The sequence below is a fragment of the Pseudomonas turukhanskensis genome (genome assembly GCF_027922365.1).
Taxonomy (GTDB): Bacteria; Pseudomonadota; Gammaproteobacteria; order Pseudomonadales; family Pseudomonadaceae; genus Aquipseudomonas; species Aquipseudomonas turukhanskensis.
In genome coordinates, this window is sequence record NZ_BSFN01000004.1 from 281,766 (window position 1) to 303,236 (window position 21,471).

17 protein-coding genes are annotated in these 21,471 nt (G+C 55.5%); all 17 read left to right on the top strand.

Annotation, left to right across the window (positions count from 1 at the left end; genetic code table 11):
• Positions 1 to 70: 70 nt before the first annotated feature.
• The 17 genes from gyrA to PKE98_RS10020 all read left to right on the top strand — a co-directional run bounded on the left by gyrA (position 71) and on the right by PKE98_RS10020 (position 21,469).
• A complete protein-coding gene (gene gyrA, locus PKE98_RS09940; protein ID WP_271195121.1) occupies positions 71 to 2,890 on the top strand; it encodes a DNA gyrase subunit A in 2,820 nt (939 codons plus the stop codon).
• Positions 2,891 to 2,993: 103 nt separating this feature from the next.
• On the top strand, positions 2,994 to 4,079 hold the full coding sequence (gene serC, locus PKE98_RS09945; protein ID WP_271195218.1) for a 3-phosphoserine/phosphohydroxythreonine transaminase: 1,086 nt from the start codon (positions 2,994 to 2,996) through the stop codon (positions 4,077 to 4,079).
• Positions 4,079 to 5,173 (top strand): prephenate dehydratase, encoded by a 1,095-nt coding sequence (gene pheA / locus PKE98_RS09950; protein ID WP_373877833.1) that lies wholly within the window; start codon positions 4,079 to 4,081, stop codon positions 5,171 to 5,173. Before serC ends, pheA begins: the two co-directional genes overlap by 1 nt.
• Positions 5,174 to 5,199: 26 nt before the next feature.
• Positions 5,200 to 6,312 carry a histidinol-phosphate transaminase gene (gene hisC / locus PKE98_RS09955; RefSeq protein WP_271195123.1) on the top strand — a complete coding sequence of 371 codons (1,113 nt, stop codon included), beginning with the start codon at positions 5,200 to 5,202 and terminating at the stop codon, positions 6,310 to 6,312.
• A gap of 28 nt (positions 6,313 to 6,340) precedes the next feature.
• Positions 6,341 to 8,548: a bifunctional prephenate dehydrogenase/3-phosphoshikimate 1-carboxyvinyltransferase gene (locus PKE98_RS09960; protein WP_271195219.1), complete on the top strand. Its 2,208-nt coding sequence runs from the start codon at positions 6,341 to 6,343 to the stop codon at positions 8,546 to 8,548.
• On the top strand, positions 8,545 to 9,234 hold the full coding sequence (gene cmk / locus PKE98_RS09965; RefSeq protein ID WP_271195124.1) for a (d)CMP kinase: 690 nt from the start codon (positions 8,545 to 8,547) through the stop codon (positions 9,232 to 9,234). Before PKE98_RS09960 ends, cmk begins: the two co-directional genes overlap by 4 nt.
• 124 nt (positions 9,235 to 9,358) lie before the next feature.
• Positions 9,359 to 11,038, top strand: coding sequence for a 30S ribosomal protein S1 (gene rpsA, locus PKE98_RS09970; protein ID WP_108098129.1), 1,680 nt, complete (start codon positions 9,359 to 9,361; stop codon positions 11,036 to 11,038).
• A gap of 155 nt (positions 11,039 to 11,193) precedes the next feature.
• Positions 11,194 to 11,478, top strand: a complete 285-nt coding sequence (ihfB, locus tag PKE98_RS09975; protein ID WP_108098123.1) for an integration host factor subunit beta — start codon at positions 11,194 to 11,196, stop codon at positions 11,476 to 11,478.
• A 467-nt stretch (positions 11,479 to 11,945) separates the two neighbouring features.
• Positions 11,946 to 13,250, top strand: coding sequence for a UDP-N-acetyl-D-glucosamine 6-dehydrogenase (gene wbpA / locus PKE98_RS09980; protein WP_373877839.1), 1,305 nt, complete (start codon positions 11,946 to 11,948; stop codon positions 13,248 to 13,250).
• A 15-nt stretch (positions 13,251 to 13,265) separates the two neighbouring features.
• On the top strand, positions 13,266 to 14,213 hold the full coding sequence (wbpB, locus tag PKE98_RS09985; protein WP_271195126.1) for a UDP-N-acetyl-2-amino-2-deoxy-D-glucuronate oxidase: 948 nt from the start codon (positions 13,266 to 13,268) through the stop codon (positions 14,211 to 14,213).
• Positions 14,214 to 14,273: 60 nt separating this feature from the next.
• Positions 14,274 to 14,861: a UDP-2-acetamido-3-amino-2,3-dideoxy-D-glucuronate N-acetyltransferase gene (gene wbpD, locus PKE98_RS09990; RefSeq protein WP_271195127.1), complete on the top strand. Its 588-nt coding sequence runs from the start codon at positions 14,274 to 14,276 to the stop codon at positions 14,859 to 14,861.
• A complete protein-coding gene (locus PKE98_RS09995) occupies positions 14,858 to 15,949 on the top strand; it encodes a DegT/DnrJ/EryC1/StrS family aminotransferase (RefSeq protein WP_271195128.1) in 1,092 nt (363 codons plus the stop codon). The genes wbpD and PKE98_RS09995 overlap by 4 nt, the downstream gene beginning before the upstream one ends.
• A 9-nt stretch (positions 15,950 to 15,958) precedes the next feature.
• Positions 15,959 to 17,293, top strand: coding sequence for a flippase (locus PKE98_RS10000; RefSeq protein ID WP_271195129.1), 1,335 nt, complete (start codon positions 15,959 to 15,961; stop codon positions 17,291 to 17,293).
• Positions 17,290 to 18,354, top strand: coding sequence for a nitroreductase family protein (locus tag PKE98_RS10005; RefSeq protein WP_271195130.1), 1,065 nt, complete (start codon positions 17,290 to 17,292; stop codon positions 18,352 to 18,354). Before PKE98_RS10000 ends, PKE98_RS10005 begins: the two co-directional genes overlap by 4 nt.
• Positions 18,351 to 19,493: a polysaccharide pyruvyl transferase family protein gene (locus PKE98_RS10010; RefSeq protein WP_271195131.1), complete on the top strand. Its 1,143-nt coding sequence runs from the start codon at positions 18,351 to 18,353 to the stop codon at positions 19,491 to 19,493. Before PKE98_RS10005 ends, PKE98_RS10010 begins: the two co-directional genes overlap by 4 nt.
• Positions 19,494 to 19,502: 9 nt before the next feature.
• Positions 19,503 to 20,606: a glycosyltransferase family 4 protein gene (locus tag PKE98_RS10015; RefSeq protein ID WP_271195132.1), complete on the top strand. Its 1,104-nt coding sequence runs from the start codon at positions 19,503 to 19,505 to the stop codon at positions 20,604 to 20,606.
• A gap of 8 nt (positions 20,607 to 20,614) precedes the next feature.
• Complete coding sequence (locus PKE98_RS10020; protein ID WP_271195133.1) at positions 20,615 to 21,469, top strand: glycosyltransferase; 855 nt, start codon at positions 20,615 to 20,617, stop codon at positions 21,467 to 21,469.
• The last annotated feature ends 2 nt before the right edge of the window (positions 21,470 to 21,471 follow it).

The window sequence follows — 21,471 nt, forward strand, 5'->3', positions numbered from 1 at the left end:
GCGACGGCGAGCTTCGTAGCATTCAGGATGAATGAGCGGAGTTTCACCAGAAAAAGGAACCAGGCTTCTCATGGGCGAACTGGCCAAAGAAATCCTCCCGGTCAATATCGAAGACGAGCTCAAACAGTCCTACCTCGACTACGCAATGAGCGTAATCGTAGGGCGCGCCTTGCCCGATGCACGTGACGGCCTCAAGCCCGTGCACCGCCGCGTGCTCTACGCGATGAGCGAGCTGGGTAACGACTGGAACAAGGCTTACAAGAAATCCGCCCGTGTGGTCGGTGACGTAATCGGTAAGTACCACCCCCACGGTGATACTGCGGTGTACGACACCATCGTGCGCATGGCGCAGCCTTTCTCCCTGCGTTACCTGCTGGTGGACGGCCAAGGCAACTTCGGTTCGGTAGACGGCGACAACGCTGCTGCCATGCGATACACCGAAGTGCGCATGACCAAGCTGGCCCACGAGCTTCTGGCTGACCTGGACAAAGAAACCGTCGACTGGGTGCCCAACTACGACGGCACCGAAATCATCCCGGCGGTCATGCCGACCAAGATCCCCAACCTGCTGGTCAACGGTTCCAGCGGTATTGCCGTGGGCATGGCGACCAACATTCCGCCGCACAACCTCACCGAGGTTATCGACGGCTGCCTGGCGCTGATCGACAACCCCGAGCTGTCGATCGACGACCTGATGCACTACATTCCGGGGCCGGATTTTCCGACTGCAGCGATCATCAATGGTCGCGCCGGCATCATCGAGGCCTACCGCACCGGCCGTGGCCGCATCCAGATTCGCGCCCGCGCCATCTTCGAAGACATCGACAAGGTCGGTGGCCGCCAGCAGATCGTCATCACCGAGCTGCCGTACCAGCTCAACAAAGCCCGCGTGATCGAAAAGATCGCTGAGCTGGTGAAAGAGAAGAAGCTCGAAGGCATTACCGAGCTGCGTGACGAGTCCGACAAGGACGGTATGCGCATCGTGATCGAACTGCGCCGCGGTGAAGTGCCAGAGGTGATCCTCAACAACCTCTACGCCCAGACTCAGCTGCAAAGCGTGTTCGGTATCAACGTGGTGGCGCTGATCGACGGCCAGCCGAAGATTCTGAACCTCAAGGATTTGCTTGAAGCGTTCATTCTTCACCGTCGTGAAGTAGTGACCCGTCGCACTGTGTACCTGCTGCGCAAAGCCCGCGAACGTGGCCATATCCTTGAAGGTCAGGCGGTTGCGCTGTCCAACATCGACCCGGTTATCGCCGTAATCAAGGCTTCGCCAAGCTCTGCGGAAGCCAAGGAAGCTCTGGTGTCGCGCGCCTGGGAATCCAGCGCCGTGCAAGGCATGGTCGAAGCCGCTGGCGCCGATTCGTGCCGCCCGCAGGACCTCGACCCGCAATACGGTCTGCGCGATGGCATGTACTACCTGTCGCCAGAGCAGGCACAGGCCATTCTGGACTTGCGTCTGCATCGCCTGACCGGCCTTGAGCACGAAAAACTGCTGGCCGAGTACAAGGAAATTCTGGAGCAGATCGGCGAGCTGATCCGCATCCTCACCAGCGCCACGCGCCTGATGGAAGTGATCCGCGAAGAACTCGAAGGCGTGAAAGCCGAATTCGGCGACAAGCGCCGTACCGAGATTCTCGACACCCGTCTGGATCTGACGCTGGGTGACCTGATCACCGAAGAAGAGCGTGTGGTAACCATATCCCACGGTGGCTATGCCAAAACCCAACCGCTGTCGGCCTACCAGGCGCAGCGTCGTGGCGGTAAAGGCAAGTCGGCTACCGGCGTGAAAGATGAGGACTACATCGAGCACCTTCTGGTCGCCAACAGCCACGCCACGCTCCTGCTGTTCTCCAGCAAGGGCAAGGTGTACTGGCTGAAGACCTACGAAATTCCGGAAGCGTCCCGCGCGGCCCGCGGTCGTCCGCTGGTCAACCTGCTGCCGCTGGATGAGGGTGAGTACATCACCACCATGCTGCAGATTGACCTTGAAGCCCTGCAGAAGCGTTCCGGTGCCGACGAAGATCTGGACGACGCCGAAGACGTGATCGAAGGCGAAGTGGTTGAAGCCGAAGAAGTGGCTGAAGTGGAAGAAGTGGAAGGCGAGACCGCTGAATGGGTCGCCGAGCCTACCGGCGAGTACATCTTCATGGCCACCGCCATGGGTACCGTGAAAAAGACCCCGCTGTCGCAATTTGCCCGTCCGCGTACCAGCGGCCTGATTGCCCTCAAGCTGAAAGAAGGCGACACCCTGATTGCTGCGGCCATCACCGACGGCGCCAAGGAAGTCATGCTGTTCAATGATTCCGGCAAGGTAATCCGCTTTGCTGAAAGCTCCATCCGTGTGATGGGCCGTGGCGCTCGCGGTATTCGCGGTATGCGTCTGGGCAAGGGGCAAACCCTGATCTCGATGCTGATCCCCGAGTCCGGCGCGCAGATTCTTACCGCCTCCGAGCGCGGCTTCGGCAAGCGCACTGCCTTGAGCAAGTTCCCACGTCGCGGTCGCGGCGGTCAGGGCGTGATCGGCATGATCACCAAAGAGCGTAACGGCAAGCTGATCGGCGCCATTCAGGTGCAGGACGGCGAGGAAATCATGCTGATCTCCGACCAGGGCACCTTGGTGCGTACCCGCGTAGACGAAGTGTCGAGCTCGGGCCGTAACACCCAGGGCGTTACCCTGATCAAGCTGGCGGCTGACGAAACGCTGGTAGGTCTTGAACGCGTGCAAGAGCCTTCAGAAGTTGAAGGCCAAGTGGTGCTGGGCGAAGACGGCGAAGTGCTGGAAGGAGCACAGTTTGAAGGCGGCGAGTCGGGCGAGGCAGAGCTGAACAGCGCTGACCTGGACGATGCCATTGACGCTGTGTCTGACGACGCACCAATCGAAGAGTAAGCGGGCAGGGCGCTTCACTTTCGGTGAGGCGCCCCACACCTGCACGAATGACAGCATGCACCGTCGCCTCGTCGGCGGTGTGGGTGAACTGAGAGAGACTGACGTGAGCAAGCGAGCCTTTAACTTCTGCGCAGGCCCAGCCGCGCTTCCCGAAGCTGTACTGCAACGTGCCCAGGCTGAACTCCTGGACTGGAACGGCAAAGGCCTTTCGGTCATGGAAATGAGCCACCGCAGCGATGACTACGTGGCCATCGCTGAGAAGGCCGAGCAGGACCTGCGCGATCTGCTTGCTATCCCGTCGAACTATAAAGTGCTGTTTCTGCAAGGCGGCGCGAGCCAGCAATTTGCCGAAATCGCACTCAACCTGCTGCCCGAAGACGGCACCGCCGACTATATCGACACCGGTATCTGGTCGAAGAAAAGCATCGAAGAAGCCCGCCGCTACGGCAACGTGAACGTCGCTGCGAGCGCCAAGCCGTACGACTACTTCGCCATTCCCGGCCAGAACGAGTGGCAGCTGACCAAAGACGCGGCTTACGTGCACTACGCCAGCAACGAAACCATCGGCGGTCTGCAGTTCGATTGGATTCCGGAAACCGGGGACGTGCCGTTGGTGGTTGATATGTCTTCGGACATTCTGTCCCGCGAGCTCGATGTGTCGAAATTCGGCCTGATCTACGCCGGCGCGCAGAAAAATATCGGGCCGTCCGGCCTGGTGGTGGTGATCGTGCGTGAAGACTTGCTCGGTCGCGCCCGTTCCAGCACGCCGACCATGCTCAATTACAAGGTCGCCGCTGATAACGGCTCGATGTACAACACCCCGGCCACCTTCTCCTGGTACTTGTCCGGTCTGGTCTTCGAGTGGCTGAAAGAGCAGGGCGGTGTGGCGGCCATGGAACAACGTAACCGCGCCAAGAAGGAGCTGTTGTACGGCGCCATCGACGCCAGCAGCCTGTACAGCAACCCGATTGCCGTTAACGCCCGCTCGTGGATGAACGTGCCGTTCCGTCTGGCCGATGAGCGCCTAGACAAGGCCTTCCTCGCCGGCGCCGATGCGCGCGGCCTGCTCAACCTCAAGGGCCACCGCTCGGTAGGCGGCATGCGCGCTTCTATTTATAACGCCGTCGGTCTGGATGGCGTGCAGGCACTCGTGGCCTACATGGCGGAGTTCGAGAAGGAGCACGCTTGATGAGCGAGCACGAGTTAAAAGCCCTGCGGGTGCGGATCGACAGCCTCGACAAGAAAATCCTCGACCTCATCAGTGAGCGCGCCAGCTGCGCCCAGGAAGTGGCGCGGGTGAAGATGGCGTCCCTGCCTGAGGGTGAGAAGCCGGTGTTCTACCGCCCCGAGCGTGAGGCCTGGGTGCTCAAGCACATCATGGAGCTGAACAAGGGCCCGCTGCCGAACGAGGAAGTGGCGCGTCTGTTCCGCGAAATTATGTCGTCTTGCCTGGCCTTGGAACAGCCACTTAAAGTGGCGTATCTGGGCCCTGAAGGCACCTTTACCCAAGCGGCGGCCATGAAGCATTTCGGCCATGCCGTGATTACGGTGCCGATGACGGCCATTGACGAAGTGTTCCGCGAGGTGGCCGCCGGTGCCGTGAATTTCGGCGTGGTACCGGTGGAAAACTCCACTGAAGGCGCGGTGAACAACACCCTGGACAGCTTCTTCGAGCACGACATGGTGATCTGTGGCGAGGTTGAGCTGCGCATCCACCACCACCTGCTGGTGGGCGACGTCACCAAGACCGACCGCATTACCCGTATCTACTCCCACGCCCAGTCGCTGGCCCAGTGCCGCAAGTGGTTGGATGCCCATTACCCGAACGTCGAGCGCGTGGCAGTTTCCAGCAATGCCGATGCCGCCAAGCGGGTGAAAAGCGAGTGGAATTCGGCGGCCATTGCCGGCGATATGGCGGCAAGCCTGTACGGCTTGAGCAAACTGGCCGAGAAGATTGAAGACCGTCCGGATAACTCGACGCGTTTCTTGATCATCGGTAACCAGGAAGTGCCACCGACCGGTGACGACAAGACCTCGATCATTGCCTCGATGCGCAACCAGCCAGGCGCTCTGCACGAGCTGTTGGTGCCATTCCATGCCAATGGCATCGACCTGACCCGTATCGAAACCCGCCCATCGCGCAGCGGTAAATGGACGTACGTGTTCTTTATCGACTTCGCCGGCCATCACCGTGATCCGCTGATCCGTGACGTGCTGGAAAAGATCAATCAGGAAGCGGTCGCACTGAAAGTATTGGGCTCCTACCCCAAGGCAGTGCTGTGACCCCCAAGTTTCTCTGAGGAGAACCCATGAGCAGTGATTTCCTCGCCCTGGCTCAGCCGGGCGTGCAAAAACTTTCGCCTTATGTCCCTGGCAAGCCGGTGGATGAGTTGGCGCGCGAGTTGAATCTGGACCCAGCCAGCATCGTCAAGCTGGCCAGCAATGAAAACCCGTTGGGCCCAAGCCCGAAAGCGCTGGCTGCCATCGCCCAGGCGGCTGCCGAGCTGACTCGCTACCCGGACGGCAACGGCTTTGAACTGAAGGCCGCTCTAGCTGAGCGTTGCGGCGTAAAAGCCAATCAAGTGACCTTGGGTAACGGCTCCAACGATATTCTCGAGCTGGTCGCCCGTGCTTACCTCGCGCCTGGCCTGAACGCTGTGTTCAGCGAGCACGCCTTTGCCGTTTACCCGATTGCCACCCAGGCCGTCGGCGCGCAGGCCAAGGTTGTGCCGGCCAAAGCGTGGGGGCATGACCTCGATGCCATGCTGGCCGCTGTCGATGACAACACCCGCGTGGTGTTTATCGCCAACCCGAACAACCCCACCGGCACCTGGTTCTACGCCGATGCCCTGGCGCGTTTTCTCGCCAAGGTGCCAGACCATGCGCTGGTTGTGCTGGACGAGGCTTACATCGAATACGCCACCGGCGGTGAATTGCCGGACGGCCTCAAGTTTCTCGCTGACCATCCGAACCTGCTGGTTTCGCGCACCTTCTCCAAAGCCTACGGCCTGGCGGCGCTGCGCGTAGGTTATGGCCTGTCATCGCCGGCAATTGCCGATGTGCTTAACCGCGTTCGCCAGCCGTTCAACGTCAACAGCCTGGCCCAGGCGGCGGCCTGCGCAGCGCTGGCTGACACCGAATACATGGTCGCAAGCCGCGCCTTGAACGACGCCGGCATGCAGCAGCTGGAACAGGGTTTCCGTGAGCTGGGCCTGAGCTGGATCGACTCCAAGGGCAACTTCATTGCCGTGGATGTGGGGCGTGAGGGTTTGCCGGTGTATCAGGGGCTGCTGCGCGAGGGCGTGATCGTGCGCCCGGTGGCCAACTACGGCATGCCAAATTTCCTGCGTGTCACCATCGGCACCGAAGCGGAAAACACCCGCTTCCTCAAAGCGTTGACCAAGGTTCTGGCCAGTGGCTGATGTCATGGCGGCGCACCAGCGCACCCCGATAATCGAACGCCTGGTAGTAGTGGGGCTCGGCCTGATCGGTGGTTCTTTTGCCAAGGGTGTGCGCGAGAGCGGCCTGTGCCGGGAGGTGGTAGGGATCGATCTGGACCCGGAATCCCGACGCCTCGCGGTAGAACTGGGTGTGGTAGACCGCTGTGAAGCCGAATTGGCTGCCGCTTGTCAGGGCGCCAGCGTGATTCAACTGGCCGTTCCTATCCTTGCCATGGAAAAACTGCTGCGCGAACTGGCCAAGCTGGATCTTGGTGATGCCGTGCTTACCGATGTCGGCAGTGCCAAAGGCAATGTGGTGCGCGCGGCGCGCCTGGCCTTTGATGGTGTGCCAGTGCGTTTTGTGCCAGGCCACCCCATTGCCGGTTCGGAGCAAAGTGGAGTTGAGGCCTCTAACGCGGAGTTGTTCCGACGCCATAAGGTGATTCTCACGCCGCTGGATGAGACTGATCCCTCGGCGTTGCAGCTGGTGGACGCGCTGTGGCGGGCGCTGGGTGCAGACGTCGAGCATATGGCCGTCGAGCATCATGACGAGGTTCTGGCTGCTACTAGTCATCTGCCGCATTTGCTGGCATTCGGTTTGGTTGACTCGTTGGCCAAGCGCAGCGAGAACCTGGAGATCTTCCGCTACGCCGCCGGTGGTTTCCGCGATTTTACGCGGATTGCTGGCAGCGATCCGGTGATGTGGCACGACATCTTTCTCGCCAACCGCGAAGCCGTTTTGCGCACGCTGGATACGTTCCGCAGTGACCTCGACGCCCTGCGCGACGCGGTCGATGCTGGAGACGGGCATCAGCTTCTGGGCGTTTTTACCCGTGCCCGGGTGGCCCGTGAACATTTCGGCAAAATTCTGGCCCGTCGGGCTTATGTGGACGCTGCGAACACTAGCGACCTGATTTTCCTGGCCAAGCCAGGGGGGCGCTTGTCCGGCCGTATCCGTGTGCCAGGCGACAAATCTATCTCCCACCGCTCGATCATGCTTGGCTCGCTGGCCGAAGGTACCACTGAGGTGGAAGGGTTCCTCGAGGGCGAAGATGCTTTAGCGACCTTGCAGGCGTTCCGCGATATGGGTGTCGTCATCGAAGGCCCGCACCATGGCCGGGTGACTATTCATGGCGTGGGGTTGCATGGCCTGAAAGCGCCACCTGGCCCCATCTACCTCGGCAATTCCGGTACGTCGATGCGCTTGCTGGCGGGGCTGCTGGCGGCGCAGCCGTTCGATGTGACGCTGACGGGCGATGCATCGCTGTCCAAGCGACCAATGAATCGTGTCGCCAAGCCGCTACGGGAGATGGGCGCGTTGATCGATACTGCCGCCGAAGGGCGTCCGCCGATGACCATTCATGGCGGCCGTCGCTTGGGTGGCATGGCATACGAAATGCCGATGGCCAGCGCCCAGGTGAAATCCTGCTTGTTGCTGGCGGGCCTTTACGCCGCCGGCTCCACGACTGTGATCGAGCCAGCGCCGACCCGCGACCATACCGAACGCATGCTGCGTGGCTTCGGCTATCCAGTGACCGTCGATGGCAACAAAGTCACCGTTGAGTCTGGCCACAAACTGACGGCTGCCCATATCGAAGTGCCGGCGGATATCTCTTCTGCAGCATTCTTCCTGGTGGCCGGTTCGATTGCTGAAGATTCCGAGTTGGTACTGGAACATGTCGGCGTCAACCCGACTCGTACGGGTGTCATCGATATCCTGCGTCTGATGGGCGCTGATATCACGTTGGAAAACCAGCGCGAAGTCGGCGGTGAGCCGGTAGCTGATCTGCGCGTGCGTTCGGCCAAGCTCAAGGGTATCGATATTCCCGAAGACCTGGTGCCCCTGGCGATTGATGAATTCCCGGTATTGTTCGTGGCGGCTGCGATTGCCGAGGGGCGTACCGTTCTGCGTGGCGCCGAAGAGCTGCGGGTGAAGGAGTCTGATCGCATCCAGGTAATGGCTGACGGGTTGTTGGCGTTGGGCGCGAAAGTCGAGCCGACGCCGGACGGTATCATCATTGACGGCGGCACCTTGGGTGGCGGCGACGTGCACAGCCATGGTGATCACCGGATTGCCATGTCTTTTAGCGTGGCGTCGCTGCGCGCCACGGCGCCGATTCGCATCCACGATTGCGCGAACGTCGCCACTTCCTTCCCAAACTTCCTCGGTCTGGCCGGGCAAGTGGGTATCCGTGTTGCACAAGAGGGTAAGTCATGAGCATTCAGGCGCCAGTAATCGCTATTGACGGCCCAAGCGGGTCCGGAAAAGGCACCATCGCCAGCTTGCTGGCCAAAAAACTGGGTTGGAGCTTGCTCGACTCGGGCGCGCTCTACCGTTTGTTGGCATTCGCCGCCCGCAACCATGGAGTGGACCTGACTAACGAAGAAGCGTTGAAGTTGTTGGCCGCTCATCTGGATGTTCAGTTTGTTGCCGCAGCCAACGGCCAGCCACAACGCATCATTCTTGAAGGTGAGGAAGTGACTGACGCCATCCGCAATGAGCAGATCGGCGCCGGCGCTTCGCAGGTCGCAGCGCTAGGCGCGGTGCGGGATGCTTTGCTGCAGCGCCAGCGTGCATTTCAGGAAATGCCAGGGCTTGTGGCCGATGGTCGCGATATGGGTACCGTTGTGTTTCCCGATGCGCCACTTAAGATCTTCTTGACCGCAAGTGCGGAGGAGCGCGCTCGACGCCGGTACTTGCAGTTGAAGGCCAAGGGTGATGATGTTAATCTTGCGAGTCTGCTAGACGAGATTCGTCTGCGCGATGAGCGCGACACGCAGCGTACGGTGGCACCGCTTAAACCAGCGGCTGACGCCATTCAGCTGGATTCCACCGAACTCTCGATCGAGCAGGTGCTGGAACGCATTCTGAGCGAAGTCGCCAACCGCGATCTCGCCGGATGACCAAGCAGGTATGCAGGGAACCCAGTCTTAATCCCGCAGCCGGCTTTTAAACTAACGAAACCCACGTTGTCTGGAATGTGGATGCTGGGCGGGTTTAACCGTCCTAGATCAATCAGGAATTAACATGAGCGAAAGCTTTGCAGAACTTTTTGAAGAAAGCCTAAAAACCCTCGACATGCAGCCGGGCGCCATCATCACCGGTATCGTTGTTGATATCGACGGTGACTGGGTTACTGTCCACGCCGGTCTGAAGTCTGAAGGCGTCATCCCGCTCGAGCAGTTCTACAACGACGCTGGCGAGCTGACCATCAAGGTCGGTGACGAAGTACACGTTGCGCTGGACGCGGTTGAAGATGGCTTTGGTGAAACCAAGCTGTCCCGCGAAAAAGCCAAGCGTGCAGAGTGCTGGATCGTTCTGGAAGCGGCTTTCGCAGCTGAAGAAGTGGTTAAGGGCGTTATCAACGGTAAGGTTAAAGGCGGCTTCACTGTCGACGTTAACGGCATCCGTGCGTTCCTGCCAGGTTCTTTGGTTGACGTTCGCCCAGTGCGCGACACCACGCACCTCGAAGGCAAAGAGCTGGAATTCAAGGTCATCAAACTCGACCAGAAGCGCAACAACGTTGTCGTTTCCCGTCGCAGCGTCCTCGAAGCCGAGAACTCCGCCGAGCGTGAAGCTCTGCTGGAATCCCTGCAAGAAGGCCAGCAAGTCAAAGGTATCGTCAAAAACCTCACCGACTACGGCGCATTCGTCGATCTGGGTGGCGTGGACGGCCTGCTGCACATCACCGACATGGCTTGGAAACGCATCAAGCATCCATCGGAAATCGTCAACGTTGGCGATGAGATCGATGTAAAAGTGCTGAAGTACGATCGCGAGCGCAATCGTGTTTCCCTGGGTCTGAAGCAACTGGGTGAAGACCCATGGGTTGCTATCAAAGCGCGTTACCCAGAGAGCACTCGCGTAACTGCCCGTGTTACCAACCTGACCGATTACGGCTGCTTCGCTGAGCTGGAAGAAGGCGTTGAAGGTCTGGTACACGTTTCCGAAATGGACTGGACCAACAAGAACATCCACCCGTCGAAAGTCGTACAAGTTGGCGACGAAGTGGAAGTTATGGTTCTGGACATCGACGAAGAGCGTCGTCGTATCTCCCTCGGCATCAAGCAGTGCAAAACTAACCCGTGGGAAGATTTCTCGGGTCAGTTCAACAAAGGCGACAAGATCTCCGGCACCATTAAGTCGATCACCGATTTCGGTATCTTCATTGGTCTGGATGGCGGCATCGACGGCCTGGTTCACCTGTCCGACATCTCCTGGAACGAAGTAGGCGAAGAAGCTGTACGCCGCTTCAAGAAAGGCGACGAGCTGGACACCGTGATCCTGTCGGTTGACCCGGAGCGTGAGCGTATCTCCCTGGGTATCAAGCAACTGGAAAGCGATCCGTTCTCCGAATACGTTGCTACCAACGACAAAGGCGCGATCGTTCGCGGCACCGTCAAAGAAGTAGACGCCAAGGGCGCTGTAATCACCCTGGCCGAAGGCATCGAAGCTGTACTGAAAGCCTCCGAAATCAGCCGCGATCGCGTTGAAGACGCCCGCAACGTGCTGAAAGAAGGCGAAGAAGTAGAAGCCAAGATCATCAGCGTTGACCGTAAGAGCCGCGTAATCAGCTTGTCGGTCAAGTCGAAAGACGTTGAAGACGAGAAAGAAGCCATCAAAGAAATGCGCAAGCAGGAAGTTGAAACTGCTGGTCCGACCACCATTGGTGATCTGATTCGCGCACAAATGGAAAACCAGAACTAAGTTCTGAGCTTCCATTAAGAAAAAGGGCGACTTCGGTCGCCCTTTTTTGTTTTTGAATTCAAGGAGCTGCAACACTCCGGGGGCTGTTCAAAGACCGCTGGTCATGCTAAAACCTTTGCAAGCTGATCTATTCGCTTGAAAACGAAGGGAAAATCATGACCAAGTCGGAACTGATCGAACGCATCGTCACCCATCAAGGGCTTCTTTCTCCCAAGGATGTGGAGCTGGCGATAAAAACCATGCTGGAGCAAATGTCTCAAGCGCTCGCCACGGGTGATCGCATCGAGATCCGCGGCTTTGGCAGTTTTTCCCTTCACTTTCGCGCCCCTCGCGTAGGGCGCAATCCCAAGACTGGCCAGTCGGTCCGCCTGGATGGCAAATTCGTTCCGCATTTCAAGCCGGGTAAGGAGTTGCGTGATCGGGTTAATGAGGATGAGTGAGTCCTAGGCTCGCTTCGTCACGTTGTCCATCCTCCTTCGATTGGCTCTCCTGCCGGCAATGTCGGCGCTTGCGCCTTGATCTCACCGCTTCCCTCTTGTGTCTCGCTACGGCTTTCAACAGCTCTCGGCGATAGGTCATCGCTGGAATTTGGCTGGAAATTCAAGCGACTATCGATTGTTTTCAGCAAGATTTTTGGCAAAACTCGAGCCAAGGGTTTTGTTTGAATGTGCGATAATCGCCGCCGAAATTTCATTGGATGAATCGCGGTTTTTCATTAAGCGGCAAGCGGCAAGCGGCGAAAAGGGGGTGACGCTCCTGGGCGCGTCAGGCTAAGGCCTGGCCTTGGGGGATTTTACCTCGCTGTCCAGCGTAACACGTGCCCATCGCCGGATGTTTTGCCCTTTGAACCTGATTGCGTTGCTTCTCCGTCTGCCGGCGAATGCTAGAGAGCTAATAAATGAGTGATATGAAAGACGCGGTGGTTGAAGTCTTCCGCAGCAAGCGTGCACTGATCGGTATCGTCGGGCTTGGCTATGTTGGGCTGCCGCTGATGCTCCGATATAACGCCATTGGTTTTCGTGTGTTAGGCATTGATATCGATAAAAACAAGGTCGATAAGCTGAACGCAGGGCAGAGTTACATCGAGCATATTTCCGTCGAAAGTGTCAGCAAAGCGCGCGAAACCGGCTTTGAGGCAACCACGGATTTCAGTCGAGTCAGCGAGTGTGATGCGCTAATTCTGTGTGTTCCGACGCCGTTGAATAAGTACCGCGAGCCGGACATGAGTTTCGTCATCAATACCACTGACGCACTCAAGCCATTCTTGCGAAAAGGGCAGATCGTATCGCTGGAGAGCACCACCTATCCGGGTACCACCGAAGAAGAATTGTTGCCGCGCGTTCAAGAGTCCGGCCTTCGCGTTGGGGAAAACATTTTCCTCGTCTACTCGCCTGAGCGAGAAGATCCAGGTAACCCCAACTTCGAGACGCGCACGATTCCCAAAGTAATTGGCGGCCACACCCCTGCGTGCCTAGAGGTTGGTGTGGCGCTCTATGAGCAGGCAATCGACAAAGTGGTGTCGGTTAGCTCGACCAAAGCGGCTGAAATGACCAAGCTTCTGGAGAATATTCACCGTGCAGTGAACATCGGCCTAGTCAACGAGATGAAGATCGTTGCAGACCGTATGGGTATCGACATTTTTGAAGTGGTCGATGCCGCTGCAACCAAGCCATTTGGATTTACTGCGTATTATCCAGGTCCAGGTCTGGGTGGCCATTGCATTCCCATTGACCCATTCTATTTGACCTGGAAGGCTCGCGAATACGGCTTGCATACTCGTTTTATCGAACTATCGGGTGAAGTTAACCAGGCAATGCCAGAGTACGTCGTCAGTAAGTTGATGGATGGCTTGAACAATGATGGCAAGGCGTTGAAAGGTAGCAAGGTGCTGATGCTGGGCATTGCGTATAAAAAGAACGTTGATGATATGCGTGAGTCGCCGTCGGTGGAAATCATGGAACTGCTTGAGGCTAAAGGCTGCCTGGTGGCATACACCGACCCTCACGTACCGGTGTTTCCGCCTATGCGCGAGCACCATTTCGATCTGTCCAGCGAAGTGTTGTCTGCAGAAAACCTTGCCAAGTTTGATGCGGTAATCCTTGCAACCGACCATGACAAGTTTGATTACGAGCTGATACGCAAACATGCTCGGTTGATTATTGACAGCCGCGGCAAGTACCGCGCGCCGGAAACTCACATTATCAAAGCCTAATTGCTGGAGCCTGCCTTGAAACGTTTTGCCCTGATTGGCGCCGCGGGTTACATCGCCCCTCGTCATATGCGCGCTATTAAAGACACCGGTAACAACTTGGTCTGCGCTTACGATATCAACGACTCTGTCGGCATTATCGATAGCATTTCTCCGCAGACGGAGTTTTTCACCGAGTTCGAGCGTTTCTCGGAGTATGCCTGGCGCTTGAAACGAGACGCCGCGACGGCGTTGGATTATGTCGCGGTTTGTTCACCAAATTATTTGCACCACGCGCACATCGCTGGGGGGCTGCGTGTTGGCTGCGACGTGATTTGTGAGAAGCCATTGGTGCCGAGCGCCGATATCCTCGATGAACTGGCGTTGGTGGAAAAAGAAACGGGCAAGCGTGTCTACAACATTCTGCAATTGCGCCATCACCAAGCGATTCTCGATCTCAAGAAAAAAGTCTCTGATGAGGGTAGTGAGCATAAATACGATGTAGAGCTGACCTACATTACCTCTCGCGGTAAATGGTATATGGAAAGCTGGAAGGGCGATCCTCGGAAGTCTTTTGGGGTCGCAACCAATATCGGCGTGCACTTCTATGACATGCTGCATTTCGTGTTCGGCAAGTTGCAGCGTAACGTGGTTCATTTCACCAACCAGTACAAAGCGGCCGGTTATCTTGAGTATGAGAAAGCGCGAGTGCGCTGGTTTCTTTCCATCGATGCCAATGATTTGCCTGACTCGGTTAAAGGCAAGAAGCCGACCTACCGGTCCATTACCGTCAATGGTGAGGAGATCGAGTTTTCCGAAGGGTTTACCGACCTCCACACGGTCAGCTATCAGGAGATCCTCGCAGGGCGCGGGTACGGCATCGAAGATGCCCGCCATTGTGTGGAAGCCGTAAGCACCATCCGCTCAGCCACTAGCGTTACCCCCACCGGTGAGGAAGGCCACCCATTCCTCGCCCGCGTTCGTTAGCATCGGTACTCACGGGCCTTTTGAGGTTCGGGTTCATCAGACAAGGCAGCCAGAATAGCTATGACCTATACCGTCCATCCCAGCGCGATAGTCGATGATGGTGCCCGCATAGGCGAGGGCTCGCGGGTCTGGCATTTCGTCCATGTCTGCGGCGGAGCAGAGATTGGCAAAGGCGTTTCGCTGGGGCAGAACGTCTTCGTCGGGAACAAGGTGGTCATAGGTGATAACTGCAAGATCCAGAACAACGTCTCTGTGTATGACAATGTGACTCTGGAAGAGGGCGTGTTCTGCGGCCCGAGCATGGTCTTCACCAACGTCTACAATCCGCGTTCGCTTATCGAGCGCAAAAGCGAGTACCGCAACACGCTCGTCAAAAAAGGCGCAACCCTAGGCGCCAATTGCACCATCGTCTGTGGTGTAACCGTTGGCGAGTTTGCGTTCGTGGGTGCTGGAGCGGTCATCAATAGGGATGTTCCCGCCTACGCGCTGATGGTTGGTGTGCCGGGCAGGCAAATAGGGTGGATGAGTGAGTACGGTGAGCAGTTGCAACTGCCGTTGAGCGGCGGGGGCCAGGCGCGCTGCGCTCACTCGAGCGCGACGTATGTGCTCAAGGATGGTCTGTTAAGCAAGCAGGATGCGGCACAATGATTGATTTTATAGACCTCAAGGCTCAGCAAGCCCTTATCAAGGATCGTATAGACGCCGGCATTCAGCGGGTATTGGCCCATGGTCAATATATTCTCGGGCCTGAAGTTTCCGAGTTGGAACAGAAACTCGCGGCCTTTGTCGGTGCTATGCATTGCATCACCTGCGCCAACGGCACAGACGCCTTGCAGATTGCGCAAATGGCGCTGGGGATCGGCCCTGGTGACGAAGTTATTACCCCGGGATTTACCTATATCGCCACAGCGGAAACCGTAGCCTTGCTCGGCGCTAAACCTGTTTATGTAGATGTCGACGCGCGAACCTGCAACCTCGATCCCGACTTGCTTGAGGCGGCGATAACTCCTCGCACCAAAGCGATTATTCCCGTGTCGCTCTATGGGCAATGTGCAGATTTCGACACCATCAACGCGATCGCCAATAAATACGGCATCCCCGTAATCGAGGACGCTGCGCAGAGTTTCGGTGCCACTTACAAAGGCAAGCGATCCTGCAATCTCACCGACATTGCCTGTACCAGCTTTTTTCCGAGCAAACCGTTGGGTTGCTACGGCGATGGTGGCGCGATTTTTACCAATGACGATGAACTGGCCAAAGTGATGAGGCAAATCGCACGTCACGGTCAGGACCGTCGCTACCACCATGTGCGGGTCGGTGTGAATAGCCGACTGGATACGCTGCAGGCTGCCATTCTGTTGCCCAAATTGGAAATCTTTGAGCAAGAGCTTGAGTCGCGGCAGCAAGTGGCCAATGGGTACAACGCGCTCCTGAAAGATGCCGCAATTGAACCAACGGTTATCGAATCGCATAACTACAGTGCCTGGGCTCAATACACGGTACTGGTCAACGACCGGGATACCTTGAGAGCGAAGCTTGAGAAAGCGGGCGTACCAACCGCGGTGCACTACCCGATCCCACTTAATCTCCAGCCTGCCGTTGCTGATCCTGATAAAAAGCTACCGGTCGGCGATCTTCTGGCAAGCAAGGTAATGAGCTTGCCCATGCATCCTTATTTGTCGTCTGGCGATGTCCAGTTCATTGTCGACTCTGTGGTCGCTGCACAGCACCCATGAGTATGCGCAGTGTTTAAGGCGGCCCTCCTGCGGAGGTATCAAGAGCAGCGCAAGTTGATATGGAATATCGCTTGGCTGTTCGGCGATAAAGTATTTCTGCTTCTGGTCAATTTTCTCGTCGCGGCCCTGGTTGCACGTCATCTTGGGCCTGAGCAGTTCGGGCAGTTGTCCTATGTGGTGTCTATCGTCGCGCTTTTCGCTGTTTCGGCGCATGCCGGGCTGGGGGGTATTGTCGTCAAGCGGTACGTTGAGGGCGATTGGTCCCCGCAGGTAGTTGCCGCTAGCAGTCTGTTTTTGAAGCTGTCTTCCGGGGTAGTCGGCTACCTCCTGCTGGTGGTGGTTGCTTACTTCAGCTCGGGGTGGGGCCAAGAGTTTATGTACCTTGTTATCGCTGGGCTGGTGATAATTTTGCAGCCGCTTAGCGTGTTTGATTTCTGGTTCCAGTCGCAGGTGAAGTCGAAGTACGTTTCGGTTTCAAACATGTCTTCTCTGGTCTTGTCGGCCGTAGCTAAGGTTTCATTCGTTTATGTGGGGTTCAGTGTCTTACCGTTCGTATTGGCAAATCTGCTTCAGTATTTCGTGTACTCATTGTTGGTGTATGGGTTCTTCAAGAAGGTTTCCAAGCTGAAGATCTCGCTTGCGGATGTCAATCTCGGTTTGTCTCTGGATTTTTTACGCAATAGCTGGCCGGTATTTCTGGGGTCTATCTTCGCCATGGTGTACATGAAGATAGACCAGGTGATGTTGAAGTGGATGGTCGGTCCGGCCGAAGTCGGCATTTACAGCGTTGGCGCGCAATTGTCGGAGGTTTGGTACTTTATTCCAGCTGCAATCCTGACATCCTATTTTCCAAGGTTAGTGCAACTAAAGACTGGGAATAGGGAGCAGTACGTAAAATACTATCAGGCTCTGCTCGACTGCTTATTAGGCGTCGCAGTTGCTGTTGCTTTGTTTATGACTTTTTTTGCCGATGCATTCATTCATACCTTTTGGGGAAAGGAATACGCGGCGAGTGCCTCTGTGTTGACTATCCACATATGGGCTGGTGTCTTTGTATTTATGCGCACGGTTTTTTCAAAATGGATTGTAGTTGAAGGTGCGTTGATCTTCTCGCTTGTGACTCAGGGCCTCGGTGCGGTAATTAATGTGGCGCTCAATTTCTACTTTATTCCGGCCTCCGGAGCAGAGGGCGCTGCTTACGCAACGCTTATCTCCTATGGGCTAGCGTCATACGCTTCGCTGTTTTTCTATGCCAAGACGCGTGAGTTTTTCTATTGGATGACTAAATCATTCTTTCTTCCTGTGAGACTGGTGATTGCGGCTTATAAGAGAGTGGTTCGATGAAGGCTATTATTAAAAAGCTGGTTCCCCTTGGTCTTCGTCGGACTATACGTAGGTGGCGCGCTGCCGCCAGTATTTTCACTGTGTCATTTTTTTCGAAAAGTTTTTTCCTTTCCAGACTCTACTACTTTCTTTTCAATCGGGAATTTGATCGAGAATTTCGTTCAGTATTGGCTGGCCGGTTGGTCCACCTTACGTTCCAGGGTGAGGGGGTGTATGCCTTACGGCGCAACATTCATCGGTTGGAAAAAGGGCTGTTGATGCAGCCCCGCAAAAAGGTGTTTGGTGAGCATTTCATTGAGGATACCGTCGAGTATCTTCGTATCGCTTCGGCCAAACAGTTCGCCTGTGCGGATGAAATAAAATGGGCTACCGATGTACTGGATCTGTACTTTTCGGTTGTTGGCAGCACAGAGAAAATCGCTCGTGCCCAGCGTTTATATGACGCGTTCAGAAAAGATCTGAAGAATGACATCGACGGTGCGTACAGTCCGTATGAGTTCCAAAGTATCCAGAAGCCCAACATCCATAAGGATCAACTGGATATCCTGTTCAAAGCCAGGCGCTCCGTACGCTGGTATGAAGATCGCACCATCCCAAAAGACCTTGTTATCGAGTCGGCAGAAATAGCGGCTCAAGCGCCATCGGCTTGTAATCGTTTGCCGTATCGCTTCGTCTTTGTCGAGGACAAGGCGCGCATCGCGTCCATTGCGCCGCTTGCAAATGGAACGGCCGGCTTTGCTCAGAACATTCCGTTTCTCGTTGTCGTAGTCGGCGATCTATCGGCTTACGAAGAAGAAAAAGATCGCCATCTTATCTATATCGATTCGTCGCTGGCTTCCATGCAGTTCATGTTGGCGTTGGAAGTCAGAGGGTTGTCCAGTTGCCCCATCAATTGGCCGGATATGAGTATGTCCGAGCGCAAAATTAAAGAGGCGCTAAAGCTTGGCTACCACGAGAAAGTGATTATGTTGATTTCTGTGGGGTTCGCCGTTTCGACCGGTGGCATCGCGTATTCACAAAAGAAAAAGCGCGGAACAATTATTGAGGAGTTTTCGGGTTGATCGTTGAAATCAGGAAGGGCGGTTTTATTAACAAGGGCGCCGAGCTGATGCTCCTGGCTGTCCTGGATAAAGTGTCCAGCCGGTTTCCGACGGCTAAGTTCACAATAATACCGTCCAGTGAGCGGGGTGGTCAGGCTTACAGCGATTATTCCAGATTGGGCATCTACCCGAAGGCCTCGATCCGTAAATTTGGCCTGGATGTTGGAACATTGCTTTGCCTTGTTCCAAAAAAAATCAGAGAGCGCTATGGCGTGGTGCTTGATAGCGAAGTAGATGTTGTCATCGATATTGCAGGCTTCGCCTACTCGGATCAGTGCGGCGTAGCGGTTAGCAAGGACCTCTATCGATCCTCGAAAGCCTGGAAGCGCCAAGGCAAGAAAGTCATTTTTATGCCTCAGGCCCTCGGACCGTTTCGCAACGCTGAAATTTCAAATTACGTATCGAGCTTTCTGGCAGCCGGTACGTTGGTGTTTGCTCGCGACAACGTGTCCTACGGTTATACCAAGGAGCTTGATGGGGTAAAAAATTTGAAGCTCTGCCCGGATTTTACCTGCGGCTTGAAAGGTAAGACTGCCGACCGCTACCAGTTTCTAGAAGGCCGACCCTGTGTAGTTCCCAATGCACGGATGATTGATCGCGTAGATGGCGAACGGGCCGGTAGGTATCTGGATTTTCTAACGCAATGCATTAACCATTTGATTGCCCAAGGCGAACGGCCTTTCGTTCTGGTGCACGAAAGAGATGATTATGACCTTGCCGTATCGTTAGCCAAACGAGCCGGGGACATCGACGTTATTTATGAACAGGATGCGTTGCTCATAAAAGGAATCATCGGAACTGCAAGCTTTATGATCGGTGGCAGGTACCATGGTTTGGTCAGTGCGCTAAGCCAATGTGTGCCTGCTTTGGCCACGGGCTGGAGTCATAAGTACGAAGAGTTGTTCAATGATTTTGGTCTTGATGGGACATTGATCCTGGATGTGATGCTTGCTGAAGCGGAGCTGATCGAAAAACTGGACGCATTTACTGCCTTGGTCAAACAAGGCGGCTTTGCCGATATTCTTGATAGCGGAGCACGAAAAATTGAACAGCAAGTTGATCTTATGTGGAAAGAGGTTTTTGACAGCATTTCTATGTGACCCTTATTTATGAAGGCAATATTTTTTACAGATTTATATCCTGTGGAAGATTCTAGAAGTGCATCTGGAACTACGTTTGCTGTCCGCGAGTTGGTCGAGGGTGTCAGCTCGTGTGGTGTTGACGTAGCGGCGGTGGTGCGTTTTTTTCCCATTCTGACCAGAAAAGGTTTTCAATTTTCCAGCAAAAAGACGCTGATCAATGGCATTTGGGTTATCGATACGCCCAAGTTTGGCGTCGGCCTGGTTATGAATACCTTGCTGACTCGTCTTTTTTTGCGACGTTTTTTGCGAGTTGAAGGTGGCGAAGTCGCTGTATGCCACATGTCGTCTTGTTTCTTTGCAGCCTATAAAGTGTTTGGTCGACAGTTCAGTCGTTGGGTGTTTGTTTTACACAATAGCGATTTGAAGTCGCGTTATCTGGATTGGACGGTGCAGCATGCCGATACCGTGCTCACGCGGTCATCGGCTTTGTCACGCCAATTTGAATTGCTGGCGCCATCGGCGCGCGTTGACGGCGTCGCCTACAGTGGCGTGCCCAATGAACTGTTTCGCGAAAGACCGCCAGCTTTCAGGCCGGGCGGGGTGCTAAAAATTGTAATGGCTTCGGTTTTTATTCCCTTGAAAAACATTCCTCAGGTTCTGGAGGCCATTGCGCTGGTTTCGAAAGAGCAAGCGGTGGAAGTGAATATCTACGGGGATGGGCCTCTGCGAGATGCCCTCGAAAAAATGGTCAGCGCCCTCGATATGCAAGGCTATGTGACCTTTCATGGCTTTTGTCCAAGGGCGCATGTGCTGGACGCCATGCACGCCGCTGATCTTTTTATAATGCCCAGCGCGCCGGAAACATTGGGGATGGCTTATCTGGAAGCAATGTCTCAAGGCTGTGTGGTAATTGGGCATGCCGGGTGGGGCGTGGACGGAATTATCGAAGACGGAAAAAATGGCTATCTGGTACACAGTGCAACGGTCGCCGAGATCAAACATAAAATCCTTGAATACTGCGCGTCAGATATCGAGCGCATTCATGCCGCGTCATACCGGGCGGCACTTTCGTATACGTCCGAATCGTCGATTAAAAATTACTACAATTTGATAGCTGGTGTGCCGTGCTAAGTGTGTTAATGGCAGTGAAAAATGAGGCTCGATATATCGAAGGCGCTCTTGCCTCCATATCGTTTGCCAGTGATTTTGAAGTCGTACTTGTCGATGACGGTTCCGACGACGGAACCCCGGATATCGTAGAGGCGCTTGATCTTGCCCACGTCAAACTGATTCGAACGACCGGCATAGGTAAAGCCCGCGCATTCAGTACTGCATATGAGCATGCCTCAGGGTCGTATTTTGTGCTGTTTGCAGGTGACGATGTCATCCAGTCCGATGTGCTCGCTCGGCGCATTGCGCCATTGAAAGCCTCGTCCATCGAAGGTCCCGCCGTTACGTTTTGCAAGCTGAAGTCTTTTTCAGAGCAGGGCCGTTATGACGGGATGGAGTTGCCTAAACATCCTGCTCGCGGACTGGAGTCAGGCGGCTGCATCGCATTCAACCGGGCTTTTGGCGATATAGCATTTCCAATACCGCCGACATTAGCCAATGAAGACAATTGGTTGATGTTACATGTGCGTTTTTCTGGCGTGCATATTGAGCACGTGCCAGAGGTTGGTTTGTTGTATCGGATTCATGAAAATAACAGCTACAAGCGAGGCGTCTCGTTCGCTCAGGTCAATGAGCAAATGTGGATGCGCCAGCGCGCATTGTTCTTTTTCTATGAGCAACGCCGAGGTTTCCTGACCCAAGCCCAGCAGCGCCAGGTGCTGATGGAGTTCGCTTTGCAGCTCCTGCGCTATCTGGGCAAACCTGTCCTGCTCATGTTGCTTTGGGAGCTCTCGGTGAGGGCTCGCGTGAAGGTTTTGTTTAATTCTCGCGCTTCCCTGTATTGGGTTAGAGAACGTTTCTACAAGTTCTTTTCCGGAAGGTAGCT